This is a genomic window from Pseudoalteromonas sp. S408 (assembly GCF_005886645.1).
In the GTDB taxonomy this organism is placed as follows: Bacteria; Pseudomonadota; Gammaproteobacteria; order Enterobacterales; family Alteromonadaceae; genus Pseudoalteromonas.
Genome location: NZ_PNDY01000013.1, coordinates 122,431 through 140,618, shown reverse-complemented (window position 1 = coordinate 140,618; position 18,188 = coordinate 122,431). Strand labels below are relative to the sequence as shown.

The 18,188-nt window shown below is 38.9% G+C and carries 17 protein-coding genes; 10 read left to right on the top strand and 7 right to left on the bottom strand.

The genetic code is table 11. The annotated features are described in order from the left end of the window. Positions 1-6: 6 nt before the first annotated feature. From CWB62_RS11970 to CWB62_RS11960, 3 genes are all read left to right on the top strand, one after another. Positions 7-1,347: a DUF1501 domain-containing protein gene (locus CWB62_RS11970; RefSeq protein ID WP_138527489.1), complete on the top strand. Its 1,341-nt coding sequence runs from the start codon at positions 7-9 to the stop codon at positions 1,345-1,347. 88 nt (positions 1,348-1,435) lie between these two features. Next, positions 1,436-2,149, top strand: a complete 714-nt coding sequence (locus CWB62_RS11965) for a DUF1499 domain-containing protein (protein ID WP_138527488.1) — start codon at positions 1,436-1,438, stop codon at positions 2,147-2,149. Between the two features lie 134 nt (positions 2,150-2,283). Next, entirely contained in the window at positions 2,284-3,330 is a 1,047-nt protein-coding gene (locus CWB62_RS11960; protein ID WP_138527487.1) for an NAD(P)-dependent alcohol dehydrogenase, read from the top strand. A gap of 58 nt (positions 3,331-3,388) precedes the next feature. Here the strand turns inward: CWB62_RS11960 and CWB62_RS11955 are convergent, their stop codons facing one another. Beyond that, positions 3,389-4,591, bottom strand: a complete 1,203-nt coding sequence (locus tag CWB62_RS11955) for an MFS transporter (RefSeq protein ID WP_138527486.1) — start codon at positions 4,589-4,591, stop codon at positions 3,389-3,391. A gap of 318 nt (positions 4,592-4,909) precedes the next feature. After that, positions 4,910-6,826, bottom strand: coding sequence for an alpha/beta hydrolase family protein (locus CWB62_RS11950; RefSeq protein ID WP_058405026.1), 1,917 nt, complete (start codon positions 6,824-6,826; stop codon positions 4,910-4,912). 241 nt (positions 6,827-7,067) lie between these two features. Here CWB62_RS11950 and CWB62_RS11945 point away from each other — a divergent pair, with 241 nt between their 5' ends. The 3 genes from CWB62_RS11945 to CWB62_RS11935 all read left to right on the top strand — a co-directional run bounded on the left by CWB62_RS11945 (position 7,068) and on the right by CWB62_RS11935 (position 9,922). Beyond that, positions 7,068-7,496, top strand: a complete 429-nt coding sequence (locus CWB62_RS11945) for a hypothetical protein (protein ID WP_138527485.1) — start codon at positions 7,068-7,070, stop codon at positions 7,494-7,496. Further along, positions 7,493-7,684 (top strand): helix-turn-helix transcriptional regulator, encoded by a 192-nt coding sequence (locus tag CWB62_RS11940; protein WP_008132333.1) that lies wholly within the window; start codon positions 7,493-7,495, stop codon positions 7,682-7,684. Before CWB62_RS11945 ends, CWB62_RS11940 begins: the two co-directional genes overlap by 4 nt. A 108-nt stretch (positions 7,685-7,792) precedes the next feature. Then, positions 7,793-9,922, top strand: coding sequence for a TonB-dependent receptor plug domain-containing protein (locus tag CWB62_RS11935; protein ID WP_138527484.1), 2,130 nt, complete (start codon positions 7,793-7,795; stop codon positions 9,920-9,922). A gap of 30 nt (positions 9,923-9,952) precedes the next feature. Here CWB62_RS11935 and CWB62_RS11930 read toward each other — a convergent pair whose 3' ends face one another. After that, a complete protein-coding gene (locus CWB62_RS11930; protein ID WP_082653622.1) occupies positions 9,953-10,120 on the bottom strand; it encodes a DUF2986 domain-containing protein in 168 nt (55 codons plus the stop codon). Between the two features lie 169 nt (positions 10,121-10,289). Between CWB62_RS11930 and CWB62_RS11925 the strand changes: the two genes are divergently transcribed. Beyond that, positions 10,290-11,777, top strand: a complete 1,488-nt coding sequence (locus CWB62_RS11925) for a dipeptidase (protein WP_138527483.1) — start codon at positions 10,290-10,292, stop codon at positions 11,775-11,777. A gap of 46 nt (positions 11,778-11,823) precedes the next feature. Here CWB62_RS11925 and CWB62_RS11920 read toward each other — a convergent pair whose 3' ends face one another. After that, positions 11,824-12,588 (bottom strand): EAL domain-containing protein, encoded by a 765-nt coding sequence (locus tag CWB62_RS11920; protein ID WP_058405029.1) that lies wholly within the window; start codon positions 12,586-12,588, stop codon positions 11,824-11,826. Positions 12,589-12,805: 217 nt separating this feature from the next. On the opposite strand from CWB62_RS11920, the gene CWB62_RS11915 reads away from it, so the two are divergent. Then, complete coding sequence (locus tag CWB62_RS11915) at positions 12,806-12,985, top strand: 2TM domain-containing protein (protein WP_058405030.1); 180 nt, start codon at positions 12,806-12,808, stop codon at positions 12,983-12,985. A gap of 68 nt (positions 12,986-13,053) precedes the next feature. Here the strand turns inward: CWB62_RS11915 and CWB62_RS11910 are convergent, their stop codons facing one another. The 3 genes from CWB62_RS11910 to CWB62_RS11900 form a co-directional block, all read right to left on the bottom strand. After that, positions 13,054-13,491: an OsmC family protein gene (locus CWB62_RS11910; RefSeq protein WP_058405031.1), complete on the bottom strand. Its 438-nt coding sequence runs from the start codon at positions 13,489-13,491 to the stop codon at positions 13,054-13,056. A 128-nt stretch (positions 13,492-13,619) separates the two neighbouring features. Next, positions 13,620-13,757, bottom strand: coding sequence for a DUF2256 domain-containing protein (locus tag CWB62_RS11905; RefSeq protein ID WP_082653623.1), 138 nt, complete (start codon positions 13,755-13,757; stop codon positions 13,620-13,622). Between the two features lie 2 nt (positions 13,758-13,759). Further along, complete coding sequence (locus tag CWB62_RS11900) at positions 13,760-15,289, bottom strand: cryptochrome/deoxyribodipyrimidine photo-lyase family protein (protein WP_138527482.1); 1,530 nt, start codon at positions 15,287-15,289, stop codon at positions 13,760-13,762. Positions 15,290-15,472: 183 nt separating this feature from the next. Between CWB62_RS11900 and CWB62_RS11895 the strand changes: the two genes are divergently transcribed. Together CWB62_RS11895 and CWB62_RS11890 are read left to right on the top strand one after the other, a co-directional pair. After that, positions 15,473-16,081 carry a flavin reductase family protein gene (locus tag CWB62_RS11895; RefSeq protein WP_138527481.1) on the top strand — a complete coding sequence of 203 codons (609 nt, stop codon included), beginning with the start codon at positions 15,473-15,475 and terminating at the stop codon, positions 16,079-16,081. 43 nt (positions 16,082-16,124) lie between these two features. Beyond that, on the top strand, positions 16,125-18,053 hold the full coding sequence (locus tag CWB62_RS11890) for an alpha/beta hydrolase family protein (RefSeq protein WP_138527480.1): 1,929 nt from the start codon (positions 16,125-16,127) through the stop codon (positions 18,051-18,053). Positions 18,054-18,188 lie beyond the last annotated feature (135 nt).

Below are 18,188 nucleotides of genomic sequence, written 5' to 3'. Positions count from 1 at the left end.
GGCGTAATGAGCATTAATAGAAGGCAATTTTTATCGTTATGTTTAAAAGGCGGTGTATCGGCAGCCGCACTGACTAGTTTGCAATTACAAGCGCTTACCGGGTCTGTTAATGCGGTAGAACTGGGCGACTACAAAGCATTGGTATGCATTTTTTTATATGGCGGTAATGACTCACTTAACATGTTGGTGCCCCTTGAGGGTGAGCAGCGCAGCTTGTATGAGCAAAGCCGACAAAATTTAGCTGTTGCATCGCCAATTACATTAAATACTGCCACCCAGTTTGCTGGTGGTGTGGGTTTGCATCCATCACTGTCGCCTATTCAAAATGTGTTTAATGAGTCTAATTTAGCTTTTGTTGGTGGGGTAGGTACCTTACTTGCGCCAACAACTTACAACGATTACAAAAATAATGCAGTGGCGTTGCCTAAACACTTATTTTCTCATAATGATCAACAAGCTTCTTGGATGTATGGCCGTGAAAAACAGTCGCTCAATAGCGGCTGGGGTGCACGTTTGTTAGAGCGTTTAAATCAGCAAGACCAGTTTGCTGCCAATGTGTCGTTAGATGGAACCAACCTGTGGCAAACCGGCAGCCAAACAAAAGCGTTTGCATTAAATAAAAGTGGGATTAGCCGTATAAATGCATTTGGTGGTTATCAACCTCGCACAGACCATGTAACTAATATTATGAACCGCATAATGGGCAATACTAAGCATCCACTTAGTGACGCCTATGCAAAAAGTTTCAATTCGGCCATTAACAATACTCAAACCATGAACAACGCGTTAGAAACTGCCCCTGAGCTAGTAACAACATTTAGCGATTCAAGTGTTTCTCAGCAATTGGCTGCAGTGGCAAAAGCCATTAGTGTGCAGTCTACGTTAGCAACACAGCGCCAAGTGTTCTTTGTTTCAATGGGCGGGTTTGACACTCACGATAACCAATTAGATATGCATCCGTTATTACTAAACTCATTAGCGCAAAGCTTGAATGAGTTCAATAATGCGATGCAAGAGCTAAATATGGCAGACAAAGTAACGACCTTTACAATGTCTGATTTTGGCAGAACGTTGACCTCAAATGGAGATGGCACCGATCATGGTTGGGCGGGTAATCAACTAGTAATGGGAGGGGCTGTTAAAGGAGGGGATATCTATGGTGATTTTTTAACTCAGCATTTAGATGGACCGCAAGACGTTGGCGGTGGCCGACTTATTCCAAGCGTATCTAACGAGCAATACTTTGCTTCGTTAGCGCAATGGTTTGGTGTTGCACCCTCTGAATTGAGTGATATTTTTCCTAATCTGACCAACTTTGATCGCACAACATTGGACTTTTTTGTGTAATTAGTTGCTAATGGTAAACCAAAATCAAGCACAAGCAGTATAAGTGCTGTTTACAAAATAACAATTACACACAAAATGGAGCACACAAATGAAAGTTTTAGTCAGCTTGGTGAGTTTAATCGCCTTTTTACTCGTTGTATTACCTGGCCCTTTATACAAGTTTGGCGTTGTTGATTTAGGTCTTGCCTTTACCGGCTTCAGATACGGCGTATATGTAGGGGGTGCAGCGCTTGTATTGTTACTCGTGCAGCTAATATTTATGCGTAAAACCGCTTCATTCGGTAGTTCTATTATTGCCGTTATATTTTCTGTGGTTGCTATTGCTATGCCGCTTAACATGATGAACAAAGCGAAAAGTGTTCCGCCAATCCATGATATTTCAACCGATTTAGTTAATCCGCCTAAATTTGTTGCTATTGCACCGCTTCGTGCTGATGCACCAAACCCAGTTGAATATGCAGGGGAAGAAACCGCGGTACAACAACGAAAAGCGTACCCAGAACTAACAACACTTAACTTTGCACAAACGAAAAATGATTTAATGGCAGCAACCGAGCAAGCAGTTAAAAATTTAGGCTGGGAGTTAGTAAGCGCTAATAAATCACTTGGTTTAATAGAAGCAACAGACACCACAACCTGGTTTGGCTTTAAAGACGATGTTGTCGTTCGTATTGTCGATGAAGGCAGTGAACGTTTTGTTGATATAAGAAGTAAATCACGCGTTGGTCGAAGCGATTTAGGAAAAAATGCGCAACGTATTAATACCTTAATTGATGAAATAAACGCAGAACTTACTAAGTAGCATTTTTTAAACATTGCTATGTTATTGAGCCCAAATACTATTTGGGCTTTTTTGTGGCTGTTTTTCAGTTTGTATTCACCCCATAGAGTGAATACTCAATGCGTTTTAAATTTTTAAACAACTATGGAGTTATTATGAAAACAGTAGGATATGCAGCACAAAGCCAAGGTTCTGAGCTTACAGAGTTTGCGTTTGAACGCCGCGATTTACGAAATAACGATGTAGAAATTGAAATTTTATACTGCGGTGTGTGCCATTCAGATTTACACGCGGTAAGAAATGATTGGGGCGGTGTAAAATACCCACTGATCCCTGGCCATGAAATTGTTGGTAAAGTTATTTCGGTCGGCAACGACGTAAAAAAATATAAACAAGGTGATACTGTTGGCGTAGGCTGCATGGTTGATTCGTGTAAAAGCTGCGATCAGTGCGACAACAATGAAGAGCAATTTTGCCGTGAGGGCATGGTTGGCACTTATGCCGGTAAAGACAGAGAAACCGGTGAAATGACCCAAGGCGGGTACTCTAAGCATGTTGTAGTTCGTGAAGAGTTTGTGCTTTCAATACCAAAAAGTTTAGAACTTTCGCGCGTTGCACCACTGTTATGTGCAGGTATTACTACGTATTCACCTCTTCATAAGTGGGGCATTAAAAGAGGTAGCCGTGTTGCAGTTGTAGGGCTTGGTGGCTTAGGGCATATGGCGGTTAAAAATGCCGTAGCAATGGGTGCCGATGTTACTGTTATTGGTCGAAGCGAATCTAAACAAGAGGATGCCGTTGAACTTGGTGCCCAGCATTACTTAGTTTCAACAAATGATGACGAAATGAAAGAATCACAGTCGGCTTTTGATGTGATCATCGATACAGTGCCTGTGAAACACGACCTATCAATTTATACACCGCTATTAGACATAGATGGCGCATTAATTATTGTTGGTCAGGTTGGGCCCGTTGACGAGCTAAATACGGTGCCTTTATTAATGGGGCGACGTCAGGTTGCAGGTTCACTCATTGGTGGCATAGCAGAAACACAGAAAATGCTCGACTTTTGTGGCGAGAACAATGTATTGCCTGAGTGTGAAATGATCAATATTGACGAAATTAACACCGCTTACGAACGTATGGAAAAATCAGACGTACGTTATCGTTTTGTCATTGATATGGCATCGTTAGATTCGTAAACTTTTTTTTGTGTAAATATAAAAGGGCGGCTTACAAGCCGCTCTTTTGGTATAGTGATTAGTTAACCGTTTTGATAGCTGGCGACTTATTCAGTTGTAAATAGCTAAGTAACCACATTCCTAAGCCACCTAAAAATAATACCGCAGCGACATAGCCAGTTTGATTGGGTGCAGCGCCTTTGGCAATCGCAATTCCACCCACCCACGGGCCAATTGCATTTGCTGTATTAAATGCACATTGAACTAATGCGCCTATCATTGCATGCCCCTCAGGTGCAACATCCATTAAAAGGCTTTGAATTAACGTAGCTAAACCGACACTGCACCCTATGAAAAAAATAACCACATAAAGCATCCAAATATTATAACTTGCCGTAACATAGGCAAATGCAAAAATAATGGTACACACAAGCGCAAAGCCTGTGGTTTTTATTGCCGACTTGTCAGCGGCTTTTCCTAATACGTAGTTACCCAGTGTACAGCCAATGCCAAACATCACCATTGCCACCGAAATAGTATAAGGCGCTGTTTTTGTTACATCTAAAATTGTGTCGGCAATATAAGTGTATATGCAAAATACACCACCAAAACCAATAATGACAATACCTAAAATTGACCAAACAAGTTTGTTTTTTAGCACGCCAAATTCATTTAATAAGTTAGAGGGCTTAGCGTTATCTATGTTTGGCACGACTTTATAAACTAAAATAAATGCGATAAAAGCTATCACTGCAGCACCTGCTAAACAGTAACGCCAACTTAAATTTTGGCCTACCAGCGTAACAATGGGCACACCAACAATAGTGGCAATGGTTAGTCCCATAAATACTTTTGACATAAAACTGGCTCGTTTACCTTGCGGCGCAATATCTGATGCAAGCAAAATGGCAGCGCCAAAATAGGCACCATGGGGCAGTCCACTCAAAAACCTAAATATGATTAACTGCTCTAACGACGTTGCCAATGCACTAAGCCCATTAGAAATACACATTAAACTTAAAAAAATCAGTAGTGCTTTTCGTTTTCGCATATTAGCCGTTGTTAGCATTAACACTGGCGCGCCAACCACTACGCCCATAGCATAAGCGCTTATAGCATAACCACTTTGAGAAGGCGTTGTGCCAAATGTTTCACTTATAAGAGGTAACATTGGCATCATCGAAAATTCAGACAACCCTAAAATAAAGGTGCCTAGCGCCAACACAATTAAAATAGCTGTTTTATTGAGCTGGTTAGATATAGACGTAACATCAGGCTTCATAAATCCCCTTTGAATTAGATGTTTAAATATAAAAAGTAACGCCAAAGCCAAAAATGCAATGGGTTATAAATGCAAAAATTTTATGAGATGAATATAGAAAAGCGAGAAGTAATTAGTTTAAGTGAAGCGAGAGGTTAAGTCATTAGGTAATATTAAATAAATACGATTTATATTATTTAATGTCAAAAGGTATTATTTTTGAATGTAATAAAAAATGGTGGAGGAATAATAAAAACAGTGGAGGTCATATAAAAAATTTCTTAGTAGGGAGAGGGAAATGAGTGCCAGCATTTATGCTGGCACAATTTTATTAGCGTATTATTTTAGACTTTCTGCAAAAAATTCAGCCATTTTAGTGTAGAAATCAGTGATGTTTTTAGGTTGATGAAATCCATGTCCTTCATCTCTCACCATTGACTCATATGGATAGCCTATTTTATCAAGCGCTGATGTTAATGCTTCATATTGTTCCATAGGAACCCTTACATCGTCCTCGCCATGGGCAATAAACAGTTTAGCCTTAATCTTATCAACATTAAATGAAGGAGAGCGAGCTTGCATATCTTGCATGTCGGTCCCATGAACCATGTCTAGAAATTTTCTACCTGATTTACTTTTTGGTGTATCGCCACTCTCTTTCATTTCTGGTAGTGAGTATACGCCTACATAACCAATTGCACACTTGTACAGATCTGGCTCCCTAATAACGCCCATTAATGTAGCGTAACCACCGTAACTAGCGCCGTAGATACATATTCTATCTTTATCTATTATTCCCTCATTAATAGCCCAATGAGTGGCATCGGTGACGTCGTCTTGCATTTCGCGCCCCCATTTTTTATAACCACTCTTCTGAAATTCGCTGCCATAGCCACCAGATCCTCTAAAGTTTACTTGAAGCACAGCGTAACCTAATGAAGCCATGTACTGAGTTTCAGGGTTGTACTCCCATAAATCTCTAGGTCCATGCGGGCCGCCATGCAAGTAGACAATTGCAGGTAAGTTTTTATCAGCAGCCCCTTTTGGTATGGTCAAATAGCCGTTTAGGTCAACGCCATCTCTTGCTTTTATTCTAAAAGGTTCCGTCATAGAAAGACTTTTTTTATCTATCTGAGGAGCACTTGAGGCAATAAAAGTCGCTTTTTTATTTTTAGTATCGTACAAGTAAAAGGTAGTTGGCGAGTTGTCTGCTTCTACAGAAAACACAGAAAGGCCTTTTTCTTTAGAGTGGCTTGTAAATTGTAATCGGTAATTTTTAAATGTGTCACTTAGCTCTTTAAATATTGCATTTTCACCCTTCGCATCAAAGTATTGGTATTGAGGGTAATCAGGGTCAAACGTAGCCCCTATAACATCTCCGTTAGGGCCAAATATTGCCGTTGAAATATCAACATTGTCATTTGCCGCTAAAAGGGTCAGTTCTTCATTTTCAAAGTTAAGGCTGTAAATAGCAGTAGTTTTTCTGCCCGAGTCACTCATTAAAAAGGCCTCGTTACCCTCTAGGTTCATACCTAAAAAACCTAGCGCATCTCCTTTCTCGTAGCTTAGTTTATTAAGGTTTAAAGACAGCCAATTACTGTTCGCTTTTTTCTTAAAATAAACACTTAAATCGCCTTTGCCAAGCTCTTGAACTTCATCTTCTTCATAACGAAATGCCAATCTAGGGTTACCCGAAATATCGGTAGTTATACCAAATACGTCGTCTTTGGGTTGGCCGGCTACATAATCCACTTTTCCGTTATAAATATTTAATTTATGAACATTAACAGCAAAATCATCATTAAAGTGACCTTTGGTGATTAAAATGTTTTCTTTATCATTTGGAAGGGTGCTAATGACTTTTAAAATGGACGTGTTTGAAAATAAAATTTCACGCCTTTTAGAGCCATCGTAATTTGCAACAACATAATATGGGCGCCCACCTTTGGTATCTAAAAAGCCGACTGTTTTAGCTACTGACATCATAAATCTTTCGTCATTTAACCAAGTAACATTACGTATTTTTTGATTTTCGCCAAATGCAAATGCGGCCGTTGTTTTTCCTGATTCCCTTTCAAGAATAACCAGCTTTACTTCAGTATCTTCTCTGTAAGTGATTGAATAATATTTACCACTAGGTGAGATTTTAACCTGAACGTATCCGCTTTTATCAAAAAAATCTTCTAACGTATTTTTACTATATGAGTTAAAGCTTAATAACAATAAGCATAAAACTATAAGCCTTGTAATTAACATTTTATATCCTTAATTTTTAGAGTATTTATTAAATACCATAGCTACTTGTTACTTAATATTTAATAACGTTATTCTATTGTTATTTTTATCTTTTTAGAAGTACTGCTGGAAACATTTCACTAGAGATTTGTAACACATTGTAATGTCATTAAAACCAATCTTTATGTAAAGCTTATTTGACTTTGGGCTGTTTTTGTACAAATATAGTAAAGTGAACTTTACTTTTTAAGAGGGTTAAAAAATGCAAACACAATTAACGTTAAGACAGCGCCAAAAAATAAACACCACTAATTTAGCTAAATGGACGCTTATCTGGTTACTGTCGTTGGCGCTATGTTCGTTTGGACCTGTTTTAATTTGGGAGCATAATAACGTGGTGAGTGGCTTTTTTATTGTCGTAAATGTTGTAGTGGGTATTGCGATGATTATAGCCAATAAGCGCAATTTACAAGGGCTTGATGAGTTACAACAAAAAATACATTTAAGCGCAATGGGCTTTACGCTTGGGGCGGTTGTGGTTGGCGGGCTTGCATATAGTAATTTGCAGCTAAGTGGCATTATCGACGTGCGAGCTGACATACCAGACATAATGTTTTTAATGGGCGCGGTTTATTTAATTAGTACCTACATACTTAACAAACGCTACAGCTGTGATGAGGGCGACGAATGAAAAACCGCTTAAAAGTACTCAGGGCTGAACGAAATTTAACACAAGCCAAACTAGCAGAATTATTAGATGTATCACGCCAAACTATTAACGCAATAGAAAAAGGCAAGTTTGATCCCAGTTTACCTTTGGCGTTTAAAGCAGCGCGGTTATTTGAATTAAAAATAGAAGATATTTTTGATGATGAATAACGCCGTCGTATTTAATATAAAATGAGTAAAGTGCGACAATTTGTCGCGCTTTTAATATGGCTACACGAATTATAATTAGTTCAACTATTACAGTGGCATAATTATAAAATGGCAGATTTAAGCACGACTCCAAACACACATTTATTAACTCCCTTGGCTTTATTTATAAGCAGTATATTTTCTCCTGTAGTTTTTGCAGACGACACCTCCTTAGAAGTTATTGAGGTTCAGGGACATTCGCAAAATAAACATCTTGCACTTGGCTCAGCAGAGTCATTATTAACCAACTTAGGGGTAGACTTTTCTGCTTCGGGTGGGGTGTCAAACTTACCTATTTTAAATGGCCTGATGGGCGATAGAGTAAAAGTATTAGTAGATGGCGCAGATGTAACCGCTGCATGTGCTAATCATATGAACCCACCACTTTCGTATGTTTCTGCTAATCAAATTACCGCTTATCATGTTATTGCGGGTATATCTGCGGTGAGTGCCGGTGGCGATAATATTGCTGGTGTAATAAGCGTTAATTCTATTTCACCACAGTACAGCGACAGTAGTGACCTAGGGTGGCATTCGGGTTATGTATCGGCTCAATACAACAGCGTAAATAATGCACGAAAAGTGGGCGTTGGGGCACGTATAACAAGTGATAACTTGAGCTTTAATTACCAAGGTGCATTTAGTGATGCTAAAAGTTATGAAGACGGAAATGGAAATTTAGTATTTGATACTTTATATCGCGTTCAAAACCATGCGCTTTCTGCAGCGATACGAGATAAAAATCAACAGCTTGTTGTTAAGTTAACCCACCAAAAAATACCTTATCAGGGCTTCGCCAATCAGTATATGGATATGACTGATAACACAAGTTTTGGCGCTATTGCACAGTATAAACATGTATTTATAAGCAGTGAGTTGGAGGCGCAGCTTAACTGGCATGATGTAAAACACGATATGGGTTTTTTTAGTCCAGAAAAAACCGGCATGATGCCAATGAGCACTGATGCGCGAGATATAAGCTCACAATTAAAATGGCGTTTAAACTTAAATAGTAATAGTAGTCTATTACTAGGACAGGCATTTTATGATTACCGAATTGATGATTGGTGGTCTGCTGTTGAAGGTTCCGCCATGATGGGGCCTAACGATTACATTAATATAAATAATGGTCAGCGTAAGCGTATTGCAGCATTTGCAGAGTATGAGAGCCAAATAAATACTAAGTTGTGGTTAAATTCAGGTATACGTGTTGAACATGTAAAGACACGTGCTGACGATGTTCAGCCTTACAATGAAGGCATGGCAATGATGAATATGAACGCCATGCCAATGCAGCCGAATAACGCAAATGCCGCTGCTGCTTTTAATGCCATTGAGCACAATAAATCAGATACGGTGGTTGATATAAGTGTTTTACTTAATTACCAACTTACCCCCAATGAAGAGTTACAACTGGGTCTTGCTCGTAAAAATAGAGCGCCTAATTTGTATGAGCGATACAGTTGGGGGGTAAGCAATATGGCAACTACCATGATTGGTTGGTACGGCGATGGCAATGGCTATATAGGTAATCCAAATTTAGCGGTGGAAACTGCGCATACAGTAAGCTCTACTTATATTAAATCGGCTCAAAACGACGACTGGCGGGTTAGTGCTAACATTTGGTATACCGATACAACCGACTACATTGATGCAGATATCGTCAGGTCGTTTAATCGATTTGGCTTAGAAAATACGACACGCAATATACTTAAATTTACAAATACAGATGCGGTATTGTATGGAGTTAAATTAGATTTAACCGCGAATATACATGAATCTAAAGCACTCGGTAATTGGCAATTAAATGCCAATATTACCAATACGCGCGCAAAGCGAAATGATACAAATCAGCCGCTTTATCAAATAAAACCACTGCACACTAAGCTTGAAATAAGCCAACAACTGGGCCGCTTTGAAAATACCTTATCATGGCAATGGAATGATACAAAAACACGCGTAGATACCACTCGATTCGAAAACCAAACCGACAGCTATAATATTGTCAATGTAGGCTCAAAAGCGTCATGGGGCGACTTAACGTTAAGTGCACATGTGAATAATATATTTGATGAATACTATCAGCTACCGCTTGGTGGTGTGAGCATTGCGCAGCTTAAAAAAGGCGAAAGTACTGGTTTTGAACAGCTCGCAGGGCAGGGGCGCTCGTTTAATATTGGGATGAGTGTCGCATTTTAATGTGATTTTATATCTATAACCAAGAGTCGGTTATTCCTGCTCTTGGTTATCATCGCTTTGAGTTACTGAATTTTGCTGCTCAAGCTTTTCTCGATCAGCTTTTGACACATACGCAGGCTTATTACTTTTATGTAATTTAGCGTTAGCGCGTTTGTCTTTCTTTTGAAATTTAGTGACTATTTTTTTACGACGATTCACACAAATCTACCCTAGTTATTTTAAGCCATCTATTATACCGCTATCCAACTTAAAGCTGCCATATAAATATTGCCCTCAATAGTGTGTTAAATTACCGCAAAGCGCTATTTGTAATGTATTTCGCACGTTATAATTAAAACTCGTAGTGACTCATTAAATGGATATTGTTTTGAAAAAGTTAGTTCTAGCCAGCCTTGCTTTATACATGTTTAACGCCCAAGCACAGTTAAATAAAGAGATAGATAACATTGCCGATTACGCAGTAAATACCTACCAAAATGCCCAAGTTCATACGCTAACTAACTTAGTGGCCTTTCCTACGGTAAATAAAGACTCAATACCCACACCACAAAACCCAGACTTTATAGCCTTTAAATCGCTGTTAAAAATAAAAGCTGCAGAGCTTGGTTTTGATTACCAAGATTTAGGACATACCGTGTTAATAGGTATGGGTGAGCAAAGCGAAAAAGTCACCGTAGTGACTCATGGTGACGTGCAACCTGCAAACGCGAGTAAATGGAAGCAAAGCCCATTTATTATTGATACCTCAGAACCAGGCAAGTTAGTTGGTCGCGGTACCGAAGACGATAAAGGGGCAATAGCTACTGCGCTTTACGCCATGAAAGCGATTAAAGACAAAGGCATAGAGCTTGATAACCGCATTGAGCTGATGATTTACTTAGCTGAAGAGTCTGATTGGGGCCCATTGACTGAATTCATGAAAACATACGAGCAACCAAAGTATGCAGTAACCATTGATGCATCATACCCAGTAGTGGTTGCTGAAAAAGGGTGGAGCTTAATTTCTCCTACATTTAATGCCATATCAGATCAAAAAGCAGTGTATGTAAGCGACCTTGCTGGTGGTGCTTTCAAAAGCCAAATACCAGAAGACGCAAGCTTAGTACTGCATAATGCAAACAACGCACTAGTAAACCAATTAAAAACAAAAGCCAAGCAACTAGATAAAGTTGAATTTAACTTTACTGAACAAAATAACGCCATGGTCATTAGTGTAAAGGGCATGTCTGCCCATTCTTCTGAGCCCGAATCTGGCGTGAATGCCATTGCACATTTAGCTGAGCTATTTAATGGAGTCGCGCTTGAAAACAACAGCGATGGACAGCTCATTAAATTTGTAAATCAACTGATAGGGTTAGATCTTCACGGTAAGCAGTTTGGCGATATTGCCTATAAACATGACTTTATGGGCCCAATGACTGTTTCTCCAACCGTCATTGAGCGCAGCGGAAATAAATTAACGTTAGCCGTTAATGCTCGTCGCCCTGTTGGTAAAAATGAAGATGTTTTAAGGCAGCAAATAGAGACAGCCGTTAATCAATGGCAAGCTAACAATAAGGTTACACTCGAGAGTATAGATACAGTGATAGGCAACCCTATGCTGTTAGATAATGCGCCGCACGCACAAAAGCTACTCGATATTTTTAAACATTTTACAGGTGACGAACAAGCCGATTTTGTATCAATTGGCGGAGGTACTAACGCAAAACTATTTGATAATGCCGTATCGTTTGGCCCATCAATGCCGGGTAAACGTTATACAGGCCACTCAGAGCATGAATTTATTACGCTTGAGCAATTGGAGCTTAATTTACGCATGTATACCGCAATGATGATTGAGCTAGGTAATATGTAAGCTAAATTTAAATACTCATAAAATAGGTGTTGGTATTAATTAGCACCTATTTTTCAAAATTAACTTTGGGGAGATTTTCAAAACTGGGCTTTGCAAATAAATAGCCTTGCATTAACTCAACGCCAGCCTGTTTAAGCCACATGTATTCTTCTACTGTTTCAATTCCTTCAGCTAGGGCTGTAATATTTAAATCGCGAAACATGTTTAAGCAATGAGTTACTATTAATTGGCGTTTCGCATCGTGGTTAATATCGCGTATTAGTGCCATATCTAGCTTAATAATATCTGTTTGAAAGTCAGCAAGTAGATTTAAACCAGAGTAACCTGCGCCGAAGTCATCGGTCGCGGTTTTAAAGCCAAGCGATTGGTAATAACCAACCACGCGTTTTATATGTGCAGTGTCTTCTACTTTCTCTACCTCGGTAAACTCAAACATGATGTTTTTAATTGGGAAATTATACTTTTTTGCCGCTTCTAATGTGGTGCGTATACAACGTTCTGGTTTATAAATAGCGTTTGGTAAAAAGTTGATGCTAAGCATTGATGTAATGCCTAGTTCTGAGGCTAGCTTAATGGCTTTAATACGGCAAAGCTGGTCAAACGTATAACGGTTTTCCTCGTTCACTCTTGAAATAATAGAATAAGCAGATTCGCCGTTTAGCCCCCTCACTAATGCCTCGTAGCCAAAAATATGGTTGGTTTGGCAATTTATTATAGGTTGGAAGGCCATTGAAAAATCAAATTCAAGTGTGTTTGCATCCTCACAGTTACTGCAGGTAACTTTTGCGCAATTTGTTGATTTTTCATTCATTTAATTCAGCCTTTGTAACATATACATCAAGGTTAGTTTAAATCCGATTTTAACACAAACAAGTTAAAGTATGAGTTTTTATATTTTAACTAGTTATAAGTGATTAATAAGTAAGCCCTAATTGATGACACTTGTCATAATATTGAGTGACTTTTAACAGCTGTATTTGCTGTGTTTATGTTTAAAAATAACCTCATACATAAAGAGGAGAGTAAACATGAATACAACTACATTTTTTGAAAATCTAAAGCGTTATTTAGCTGTATTAACACTATTAACAGTCATTAATTTAATTACCTCGCCAAATTATTTATGGGTGATATGGCCGGCGTTAGGTATGGGTATTGCACTACTTAACGATTTATTAAATTTAAACAACTCAAAAAGGGTTGGGTAATGAATGCAAAGCCAAGTAAAAACTTACTTGGCTTAGATTACCTACTATTGAGCATGGGTAATAGTCGGTTATGAGACGCTCTCGAGTGTTGCGTTAAGTGATATTTCGGTATTAAGCAGCTTTGAAATAGGGCAGCCTTTTTTAGTTTGCTCACACAATGCTTGAAATTGCTCATTAGCAATATCTTTAATACGTGCGTTTACTTCAAGAGTTATATGCGTCACTGCAAAGCCATCGTCTACTTCATCAAGGCTTACCGTTGCTTTGGTATCAATTTTATCGGCCGTAAAACCAGCATCACCTAATGCAAGCGACAACGCCATGCTAAAACAGGCACTGTGCGCCGCACCTACTAGCTCCTCAGGATTTGACCCTGGCTCATCCTCAAAGCGGGTATTAAAGCCGTATGGCTGTTTATCAAGTGCGCCACTTTGCGTTGAAATACTGCCTTTGCCTGTTTTAATGTCACCAGACCACGTTGAGTTTGCTGTTTTTTTAATCGTCATCATCTTCTCCTTGCGTTGCATGTAAGCTTTTCAGACTCATTAAGCGTTATTTACAAAAAAGCTTAAATAACGGCTGAAAAAGCACTAATTTCTGATGATGTTGCAAAATAGACGCCAGTAAATTTCAATTACTCTTTATTGCGCTTACACCGCTCTGAGCAATAAATTACATTATCCCAGTCACGCTGCCACTTTTTACGCCACGAAAATGGCTTGTCGCATACTGGGCATATTTTGTGAGGTAGGTTTAGTTTTTTATGCGCCATAATTACTTAACCTTAGTGTTATTTTTAGTGGTACTTTTATTTTTTACTTTGCTTGTTTTAGGTGTGATTGCAACATGCTTTCTAAGAATTTTGCCTATGGCACGTTTAACGTCTGGACGCTCTCGGTATTGCCATAATCGCTCGCGGGCGTCTTTAGATGCGACCGTCAAATCAAGCATCGGCTCTGGGTAATCTTCACCGAGTTTAAAATCGTTAAACAATGCCTCCATTGGGGTTTGTTCCCATGGTTCGTGTAAATACTCAATAGGAAGCTTTTCAAGCTCGGGGCACCACTTTTTAATAAATGCGCCGGTAGGATCTTGATCTTCTGATTGTTTAATCGGGTTGTAATGACGAATAGTATTAATGCCCGTAACCGATGCCTGCATTTGAATTTGCGGGTAGTGAATACCGGGTTCAAAATCTAAAAAGTAATTCGCCAGTGGCAAACTTGCTTGCTGCCAACTTATATTTAAATGATGCGTTACAAAGCTCACAAGCATAGCGCGCATTCTAAAGTTAATATAACCGGTGGCTTTTAAACAGCGCATGCATGCATCTATTATTGGTATGCCTGTTTGCCCCTGTGCCCAGCGCTCAATGTCGCGTTCTACATGCTCATCGGTACGATATGGAAATGAGTGATATCCCGGATTTAATGCTTTAAATTCCATGGTGCATTCACTTTCAAATTTTTGCATAAAGTGGCAATGCCAATGCAAACGAGATACAAAAGCAGCAAGCGGGCGTTTCCAACCTTTCTTATCTGGGTGTGATGAATGATAAGCGTCTATCGCAGTGTGATAGACTTGCCTAAGGCTTATATTTCCCCACGCTAAATATGGCGAGAGCCTAGAGCAATGTGTACGGCTTAAGCTTGGGCTAGAAATCCCTTTTTGATAGCCTTTACCGCGCTGGCCAAAAAAACTTTGCATAACTTCTCTTGCGTGAAGCGATCCTCCTTGTTGAAAGTTATCATCATCTTGCGTGTAGGTTTTAGGTAACGCTGGAGTTTCATAATCTTTAAGTTTTACGGTATTAACATTTTTCCAATTAGGTATAGCAAGCGGAGCTTGCATTGTTTTTTGCCAGCGCTCATTCCAGTTATCACGATTTTTTTTACCACGAATAACAGCGCCAGTTGGCGATTCTAGCCAGTCTATATGGTTATGATGGCACCAAGTTTTAATTGCTAGGTCGCGCTCAAATGTATTGTTTAGCCCGATTTCTTGGTGGCTAAAAATACGTGCTATTTCAAACTGGTTATTGAGCCTATCAAGCAGTGTTTGCATATTTTCATTAAATATATAAACCTTTGCATTAAAGCGCGCTAACTGAGAATTTAAATTAACAATAGATTGATATACAAAGCGCCAATGCCGCTCATTGTAATGGGCATCTTCAAGTAGGATTGGTTCAAAGTTATAAAGTAGTAAGGTCGCTATGTCAGTATCGAACGCATTTTTTAAGGGCTGATGATCGCTTAAGCGTAAATCGCGTTTGAACCACACTATGTTTATTTTTTCACGCATTTAATTTACGACTCGTCGCTTAAAGTTAGTATATTAGTGTTCACGTTATTTGTGTTTTTTGCTTGCGTATTAGCTAGTTGGTACTGGTTGCTAGATAAAAGTATTGAAATACAAAACAGTTAAAGTTGTTAATACGTAAAGGTTTTAAATTGCGATTTAGTTTTAATAATAAAAAGGAAAAACATGTTTTTAGATTTAACTAACAATGCCAATCACAATGTGTATTCATATTTAGTGGGTGGTATAAGCCCACGACCTATTGCATGGATCAGCACGTTAAGTGAGAAGGGAATTGCGAACATTGCCCCGTACTCATTTTTTACCGTAGCAAGCTGTAACCCTCCTGTATTAAGTGTTACTCAGGTAAACCCGCGAGATCAAGCCAACAAAGACACCTTAACTAACTTACTGGCAACTAAAGAGTGTGTAGTCAATATTGTTAGCCATAACTTAGTTGAACAAATGAATCAAAGCTGTGCTAATTATCCAAATGACGTGAGCGAGTTTGATGAAGCAAATATACAACAGGCGCCAAGTTTGTTAGTGAGCCCGCCAAGTGTCGAGGCTTCTAAAGTACGCTATGAATGCACACTACGTGAGGTCATTACTATTTCTGATCAGGCAAGTGGCGGTAAAATGATGTTATTAAATGTAGTAGGTATTTGCGTTGATGATGCAATATTAGCAAACGGTTATATTGATCCTGCTCGCTTAGATGCTGTAGGGAAAATGGGGGGTAATTACTTTAGTACAACAAAAGATAAATTTGTTCTGAAACGCCCTCAGTTGTAGAATACGGACCTGATTTAAAAACATAAAAATAAAAGGATTTTTGATGCGTAAATTCATTGCTGCTGCATTAATCACGCTTATTAGCTTTAATACTCTCGCCGCACAAGATAAAAAATTGCCAATAGAAGCCTTTGCGGGCTTAAAAGACTTTAGCCAAATTAAACTATCTCCCAATGGTGAGAACCTTTCTTTTGTTCGAAACCACAAAGGCACCTTAGTGTTAATGGTTAAAAATCTCAAAACAGGAAATACAAAAGCAATTTTAAATGCAGACAACCGCACTGTATTTTTTGATTGGTATAGCTGGGCTAATGATAACGTTATTTTGCTGGGTGCTAGGTTTATTAAGTACCAATTTGGCGGGGCTAAATATACATCTACACTTTTGTACTCGTACAATCTCACAAATAAAGATGGGATTAAATTAGCGTTTAGAGCTGTCCCTTCTCGAGATGAGCGTCAGCCACAATTTGCAGACCGTATAGTGAGCTTTCTACCAGAACAAGAAGATAAAATTTTGGTACAGGGTGATTTTACAGTGCCAAATAACCCTGCTGTATACGAGCTAGATCTTAATACATTGCGCAAAAGTAAAGTACAAAGACAGCGCAATAACGTAACAGATTGGTTTGCCGACAGGCAAGGTAATGTGCGAATCGCTAAAAAAATGGACGAAACTCAATTTACTTATGAATTACTTAACGCTGAGACCGGAGACTGGGACACGTTATTTGATTACGAAGTATTTAGTGAGCAAAGTATTTCTATATTAGGGTTTGATAAAAGCCCTAACCTTTTATATATCTCGGCTTTGCACAACGGGCGAGATGCATTGTTTAGACTTAACCTAACTACCAAAGAGCGCGAGTTAATTTATAGTAATGATAAATACGACTTTGATGGTTCTATTTTTTATTCTAGCAAAACAGGTGAGGTTGCAGGCTTTACTGATTCTCATTTAGAGGACGGGGTAAACTACTGGGATGCAGATTTAGATAAACTTCACCGTTCTTTAAGAGTATCGCTTCCTAAAGACGACTACGATATTGATATTTTAAGCACCACTAAAGATCAACAAAAATACATACTTTACGTTAGTTCAGCAAAGTCGTCTGGTAGTTATTTATTAGGAGACAGAACAAAAAATCAGGTCAGTGCCATTGCCGATGCTTATCCGCAAATTGATGAAACAGCTTACGGCGGTAAAGAACGGATTAGTTACAAAGCGCGAGATGGATTAACCATTGAGGGTTATTTAACGTTGCCTGTAGGGTATGAAAAGGGCGATAAATTACCCACTATAATATTTCCGCATGGTGGTCCAATGGCGCGAGATTACGCTAACTTTGATTATTGGACGGCACTGCTTGCTTATAACGGATACGCTGTTTTACAACCTAATTTTAGGGGATCAAGTGGTTATGGTTACGAGTTTTTAATGCAATCGATTCAGGGTTTTGGTTTAGCCATGCAAGACGATTTACAAGATGGTGCTAATTGGCTAATTGAACAAGGCATAGCACAGCCTGAAAAAATCTGTATTGGTGGCGCAAGTTATGGGGGGTATGCTGCGTTAATGGCGGTTGTTAAGCACCCTGAAACATTTAAATGTGCTGCCAGTTTTGCAGGCGTAAGTGATTTAGAGCACCTTGTTTTTAAAGCGCGTTACTTTACTAATAAAGAAATAGTAAGAAAGCAGTTTGGTACAGATGACGATATGCTCGAGGCTAACTCACCTGTAACGTACGCAAAGCAAATCAACCGACCTATATTATTAGTACATGGCAGCGATGACAGTGTGGTGCCTGTTTACCATAGCCGTGAAATGGAAGATGAACTCGATGATGAAGGAAAAGATGTAACCTATATTGAGCTGGACGATGGCGACCATTACTTATCGTATCAACCGCACAGAGTTAAAACCTTACAGGCTTTCTTAGACTTTTTTGATAAACACTTAAAAAGTGAATAATACAAAGGCGACTTAGGTCGCCTTTTTTGTATAAAAATTTAGGAAAATACACATTGTTTGCACGTTTGGTTGTTAAGCTATTTATTTAAATGTGGCCAAGTTATAAGTGGCGGTTTTATTTTAAGGTCAACACTC

Coding starts and splice junctions, on each gene's coding strand:
- CWB62_RS11970 (WP_138527489.1), top strand. CDS start 7: ATGAGCATTAATAGAAGGCAATTTTTATCGTTATGTTTAAAAGGCGGT.
- CWB62_RS11965 (WP_138527488.1), top strand. CDS start 1,436: ATGAAAGTTTTAGTCAGCTTGGTGAGTTTAATCGCCTTTTTACTCGTT.
- CWB62_RS11960 (WP_138527487.1), top strand. CDS start 2,284: ATGAAAACAGTAGGATATGCAGCACAAAGCCAAGGTTCTGAGCTTACA.
- CWB62_RS11955 (WP_138527486.1), bottom strand. CDS start 4,591: ATGAAGCCTGATGTTACGTCTATATCTAACCAGCTCAATAAAACAGCT.
- CWB62_RS11950 (WP_058405026.1), bottom strand. CDS start 6,826: ATGTTAATTACAAGGCTTATAGTTTTATGCTTATTGTTATTAAGCTTT.
- CWB62_RS11945 (WP_138527485.1), top strand. CDS start 7,068: ATGCAAACACAATTAACGTTAAGACAGCGCCAAAAAATAAACACCACT.
- CWB62_RS11940 (WP_008132333.1), top strand. CDS start 7,493: ATGAAAAACCGCTTAAAAGTACTCAGGGCTGAACGAAATTTAACACAA.
- CWB62_RS11935 (WP_138527484.1), top strand. CDS start 7,793: ATGGCAGATTTAAGCACGACTCCAAACACACATTTATTAACTCCCTTG.
- CWB62_RS11920 (WP_058405029.1), bottom strand. CDS start 12,588: ATGAATGAAAAATCAACAAATTGCGCAAAAGTTACCTGCAGTAACTGT.
- CWB62_RS11915 (WP_058405030.1), top strand. CDS start 12,806: ATGAATACAACTACATTTTTTGAAAATCTAAAGCGTTATTTAGCTGTA.
- CWB62_RS11910 (WP_058405031.1), bottom strand. CDS start 13,491: ATGACGATTAAAAAAACAGCAAACTCAACGTGGTCTGGTGACATTAAA.
- CWB62_RS11905 (WP_082653623.1), bottom strand. CDS start 13,757: ATGGCGCATAAAAAACTAAACCTACCTCACAAAATATGCCCAGTATGC.
- CWB62_RS11900 (WP_138527482.1), bottom strand. CDS start 15,289: ATGCGTGAAAAAATAAACATAGTGTGGTTCAAACGCGATTTACGCTTA.
- CWB62_RS11895 (WP_138527481.1), top strand. CDS start 15,473: ATGTTTTTAGATTTAACTAACAATGCCAATCACAATGTGTATTCATAT.
- CWB62_RS11890 (WP_138527480.1), top strand. CDS start 16,125: ATGCGTAAATTCATTGCTGCTGCATTAATCACGCTTATTAGCTTTAAT.